Source organism: Chryseobacterium barbadense (assembly GCF_042849955.1).
In the GTDB taxonomy this organism is placed as follows: domain Bacteria; phylum Bacteroidota; class Bacteroidia; order Flavobacteriales; family Weeksellaceae; genus Chryseobacterium.
Window position 1 is genome coordinate 1 of sequence record NZ_BAAFHL010000095.1, and the last position, 5413, is coordinate 5413.

5 protein-coding genes and 1 pseudogene are annotated in these 5413 nt (G+C 38.7%); all 6 read left to right on the forward strand.

What is annotated here, in order from left to right; all coding sequences use genetic code 11:
• Positions 1-1202: ATP-grasp domain-containing protein (locus ACGHIN_RS16305; RefSeq protein WP_390455958.1), on the forward strand; the 1202-nt coding region annotated here is incomplete at its 5' end.
• Positions 1203-1262: 60 nt separating this feature from the next.
• Positions 1263-1976: an alpha/beta hydrolase-fold protein gene (locus ACGHIN_RS16310; RefSeq protein WP_390455961.1), complete on the forward strand. Its 714-nt coding sequence runs from the start codon at positions 1263-1265 to the stop codon at positions 1974-1976.
• Between the two features lie 45 nt (positions 1977-2021).
• The gene (locus ACGHIN_RS16315; RefSeq protein WP_390455964.1) at positions 2022-2975 is read left to right on the forward strand and encodes an ATP-grasp domain-containing protein; all 954 of its coding nucleotides are present in this window, start codon (positions 2022-2024) and stop codon (positions 2973-2975) included.
• 34 nt (positions 2976-3009) lie between these two features.
• Positions 3010-4128: a carboxylate-amine ligase gene (locus ACGHIN_RS16320; RefSeq protein ID WP_390455967.1), complete on the forward strand. Its 1119-nt coding sequence runs from the start codon at positions 3010-3012 to the stop codon at positions 4126-4128.
• Positions 4129-4162: 34 nt separating this feature from the next.
• Positions 4163-4996, forward strand: coding sequence for a type 1 glutamine amidotransferase (locus tag ACGHIN_RS16325; RefSeq protein WP_390455969.1), 834 nt, complete (start codon positions 4163-4165; stop codon positions 4994-4996).
• A gap of 175 nt (positions 4997-5171) precedes the next feature.
• A pseudogene (locus ACGHIN_RS16330) lies at positions 5172-5413 on the forward strand (hypothetical protein); the annotation flags it as partial.

The following is a 5413-nucleotide window of genomic DNA, read 5'->3' on the forward strand; positions in this document are numbered from 1 at the left end:
AAACTATAGTATGTATTTCGTGCTATTATAAGGGCTATGATTTTATGGACGAAATGAAGAAGCTCGGTAATAAAATAATCCTGGTAACATCCGAAAATCTCAAAGAAAAAAACTGGCCCTGGCATGCCATTGATGAGGTATTTTATATGCCTGAACTGAAGCCTTCCGTTTGGAATCTGGATCATCTTATTCAGGGATTTTCCCATTTGATGCAGACGAGAAAAGTAAACGCTGTGGTTGCATTGGATGATTATGATGTAGAAAAAGCAGCACTGATCAGGGAAACATTCCGTATTCCCGGAATGGGTCAGACTACGCATCGTTATTTCAGGGATAAGCTTGCCATGCGACAAAAAGCCAAAGATTCGGGAATCAATGTCCCGGAATTCACTGCTGTTTTCAATAATGATGAAGTCAATCAATTCATAGAGAAAGTTGCTGCTCCATGGGTTTTGAAGCCCCGTTCCGAAGCCTCTGCATCAGGAATCAAAAAAATCACGACCAAAGAACAGCTTTGGGAAGCGTTGGATGCTCTTGGAGAGGAACGCCATTTATTTTTGTTGGAAAGTTTTAAGCCCGGAGATGTGTATCATGTAGACAGTTTAACCTTTAATAAAGAAATTGTTTTCACTTCAGCTTCTAAATATCTTGCCCCTCCCATGCAGGTTTCTCATGAAGGAGGCGTGTTCAGAAGCAAGACTTTGGGAAGATATTCCGATGAATTTAAGTCTCTGGAACAGGTGAATGCCAAAGTGCTTTCCAGTTTCGGACTATTGAACGGAGCTACCCATACAGAATTTATCCGTAGCAAAGATGATGGAAAATGGTATTTCCTTGAAACCTCATCCAGAGTTGGAGGCGCTCATATTCCGGACCTTGTAGAAGCATCGAGCAGTATCAATATCTGGAGAGAATGGGCCAAAATTGAAGACGCTCTTTTACGAGGCAAACATTATGAAGTATCTAAACCCACAGGGTATTATTCAGGGTTGATTGTTGCCCTGATCAAAGATAAAGAACCGGATTACAATGCATTTGAATGCGATGAGGTAGCTAAATTTTTACCTATCGATTATCATGTAGGAATTGTTTACAAATCCAATGATTCTACGATAGTGCAGAAAAGACTTGACAGCGCTGCTGAAAAAATCCAGGCCGATATGTTGAACATTCTTCCACCCAAAGGAAAACCTACAAGTTAGAGTTATGAGTTATAAGTTATAACTATCAAAATTAATTAATTATCATTTATAATTTAAAGCATGCCGCAAATAGAACATACCGACTATTATTCACATCTATTGGGAACCAGCCTTAAAGTAGAAGTAACCGGACATTATGGATATCCGATTGTGATGTTTCCGACTTCTCAGGGACAGTACACCCAAAACCATGATTTTCATCTCAATGGGAGTATCAATTGGTTTATCGAACAGGGAAAAGTAAAGCTTTATAACATTCAGACCATTGACGCATGGAGCTTTTATGATGAAAAAATATCGCCGAAACAAAGAATAAAGAATTATGAACTATATGTACAATTTTTAATTAAGGAATTTATTCCCTATATCCAGAAGCTCCATCAAACCCTTCGCGTTGCGGTAGCCGGAGCCAGTTTTGGAGGCTATCATGCCGCTAATTTTGCATTCAGATTTCCTGATGTGGTGTCTCATCTGTTCTGCCTCTCGGGAGCATTCAGCATCCGTAATTTTATGGATGGATATTCTGATGACCTGGTGTACTTCAATTGCCCGAGAGAGTTTGTAAAAAATGATGAGGCATGGAAATATAAACATATGCACATTGTATTAAGCACCTCCGATCAGGATATCTGCAAAGACAAAAACCTTGAAATGGCAGACATATTAAGTTCCAAAGGAATTGATTTCTGGTATGATGAACGGAAATGGATCAATCACGACTGGCCATTATGGAGAATGGTGTTCCCGACATTCGTAGGGGCTTTCTTTTCCTGAAAATTTAATTAGAAATATTAATATACAACCTTAAAAACAACAATTATGACAAAAAAAGTGGGAATTCTATTTGGAATGGAAGATACATTTCCTTGGGCATTTATAGACAAGGTAAATGAATTGGGTGGTGGAGAAATTATTGCTGAACCCGTAAACATAGACAAGCTGGAACAAGGTGCGGATTATGGCTATGCAGTAATTATTGACAGAATTTCGCAGGACGTTCCCTTTTACAGAGCCTATCTGAAGAATGCGGCATTGAACGGAACCTATGTAATCAATAATCCATTCTGGTGGAGTGCCGATGAAAAATTCTTCAATAATGCTTTGATGACGAAACTGGGAATTCCACTTCCTAAAACAGTATTGCTTCCCTCGCATGAAAGGCCTGCCAATACCTCAGAAACCTCATTCAGAAATTTAAAATTCCCCCATGACTGGGATTATATTTTCAACTATGTTGGTTTCCCTGCATATATGAAGCCCCATGATGGCGGAGGCTGGAGAAATGTATACAGGGTGGAAAATCCTGAAGATATGTGGGCCAAATTAGGCGAAACGGAACAATTGGTAATGATGGTTCAGGAGGAGATTATTTTTCAAGACTATTACAGAGTGTATTGCTTAGGAAAGAAATATGTTCATATCATGCCTTATGAGCCTAGAAATCCGCATCATTTACGATATGCAACCACTCATCAGACACAGGGAGAAGAATTGGAAAAATTATTAAAAACCATTCATGATTATACGATCAAAATGAATGAAGCTTTAGGATATGATTTCAACACCGTAGAATTTGCCGTAAGAGACGGGATTCCTTATGCTATTGATTTCTGCAATCCTGCACCGGATGCCGACAGAAATTCTGTAGGAGAAGACAACTTCGCATGGATCGTAGAGCACGCTGCCAAACTGGCTATTGAAAAAGCCCAAGAATATGTTCCGGGGAAACCTAATATTTCCTGGGGAACTTTTGTAAAGGATTCGGCTAAATAACCATTATTGTTAAAAATATAAACACAGAAAAAAAATGCATCAATTTACTATCGGAATCGAAGAAGAGTATCAAATCATTGATGTTGAGAGCAGGGATCTTGTGTCTCATGTTTCGAAAATTATTGAGGGTGGAAAAGCAGTTTTAAGTGAAAACCTGAAACATGAAATGCACGAATCCATGGTTGAAATGGAAACCGGCATCTGCCAGAATATTCAGGAAGCAAGAACAGAGCTTACCAATTTAAGGAGACATTTGATCAATATTGCCCATGAGCAGGGACTCCGCGTTTCAGGAGGCGGAACACATCCGTTTTCAAACTGGGAACACAACACGATAACAGATGGTGAACGTTACCACAAAATTGTAGACGATATGGGTGATGTGGCACGGGGTAACCTTATTTTCGGACTGCACGTTCACATTGGTATTCCGAATCGTGAAGAAGGGGTAAGAATTCAGAATGTCATGCGTTATTTCCTTCCTCACGTGTATGCCCTTTCTACCAATTCCCCTTTCTGGATCGGAAGAAGCACGGGGTTCAAGTCTTACAGACAGGAAATCTTCGTCAAATTCCCAAGAACAGGGATTCCAAGCTATTTTAACTCCTTAGCGGAATTTGACAGCTACGTTGATCTTTTGGTGAAAACCGGAACTATTGACAATGCCAAGAAAATCTGGTGGGATTTACGAGTACACCCATTCTACCCTACCATTGAGTTCAGAATTTGCGATATGCCATTGAGAATTGACGAAACGGTATGTTTAGCCGCAATCATGCAAAGTTTAGTGGCAAAAATCTACAAACTCCATCAGCAGAATTTAAGCTTCAGAAGCTATAGAAGATTATTGCTGAATGAAAACAAATGGCGCGCTTCTAAAAGCGGAATTGAGGCCCACCTTATCGACTTTGGAAAAGAAGAATCTGTCCCTTATCCTGATCTTTTAAAAGAGCTTCTTGAATTCATTGATGACGTAGTGGATGATCTGGGATGCAGAAAAGAAGTGGAATATGCATGGACGATCTTGCAAAACGGAACCGGTGCGGACAGACAGCTTAAAATATTCAATGAAACCGGTGATCTTACCAAAGTGGTGGATTATATGATCTCTGAAACTGAGTATGGCATAACACACGGTGAACCCGCTTCATAATTTTTTGATAACTTTGCCAAAAATATGAAGTAGTATGAAAGATATTCGAATGGCTTTGTTGGATTTGAACAACAACCATGTCAATCAGGGGTTTAGAAACATTAGAGAGATTTCTGAGGCATTCCAGCAAAGTTCGGAAGAAAACGTAAGTATACAAACCTTTGATGTGAGGTATAAAAATGAAATGCCGAATATTGAAGATTTTGACATCTTTATTTCTTCAGGAGGTCCGGGAACACCGCACAAAGAAGGTTTTGAATGGGAAGAAAAATATGGAAATTTCCTGGATGCAGTGTATGAGCACAATAAGTACAACGAAAATAAAAAATATCTGTTCTTAATCTGCCATTCATTCCAATTGGCCAGTATTCATTGGGAATTGGGAAATATCTGCAAAAGAAAATCCTATTCTTTCGGGGTAATGCCGGTTCACAAAACAGAAGAGGGAGAACAGGAATTTTTATTTAAAAACCTTCCGGACCCTTTTTATGCGGTAGATTCAAGAGCCTACCAGTTTATTGAGCCTGATACCGCCCGCTTTGAAGAATTAGGAATGAAGATCGTTGCGATTGAGAAATTCCGTCCTCACATTAATCTGGAAAGAGCGGTAATGGCAGTTCGTTTTTCTGACGAGATTTTCGGAACACAGTTCCACCCGGAAGCAAATCCGGAAGGAATGCTTGAAAACCTGAAAGATGAAAAGAACAAAGAAGCCATGATCGAAAACTTCGGAATGGAAAAATATCTTGAAACACTGGACAGAATGGATGATGAAGATAAGATTATTCTTACAAGAAATCAGATTCTTCCAAGATTCCTGCAATTTGCCAAGAAAAGTATTTTGAAAGGTGTAGCTGTAATGGCTTAGGATACTTTAGTCTGTAAATATGAGATGCTCCGACTTCGCTCAGCATAACAATATTAAAAAGCATGTTGTAAATAATGCAATCAGTATTGCTGAACAAAGCTGAAACATCTTAAAATAATAACCTATAAATCGAGCAATATTGCTCGATTTTTTAAAATCACAAAGTAAAAAAAATATGATTTCCAAATACAGAGAACAGTTTAACAAGGAATTTTCACAGGAAAAATACCAGCAGCTTAAAGAAATTTTAAAACAAAAAAGTGGTTTGGAGCCTGCTTTCAGAATTTCCGAAAGTCCTATTTTTCTTACCAAGGAATTTGAAGACAAACTTATTGATGCCTGCGAAAGCATTATAGATCAAATAAAGGCTTTACCTCCTGAAACATTGGAAAAAGCAATTCCTGAAAACTGCAGGGT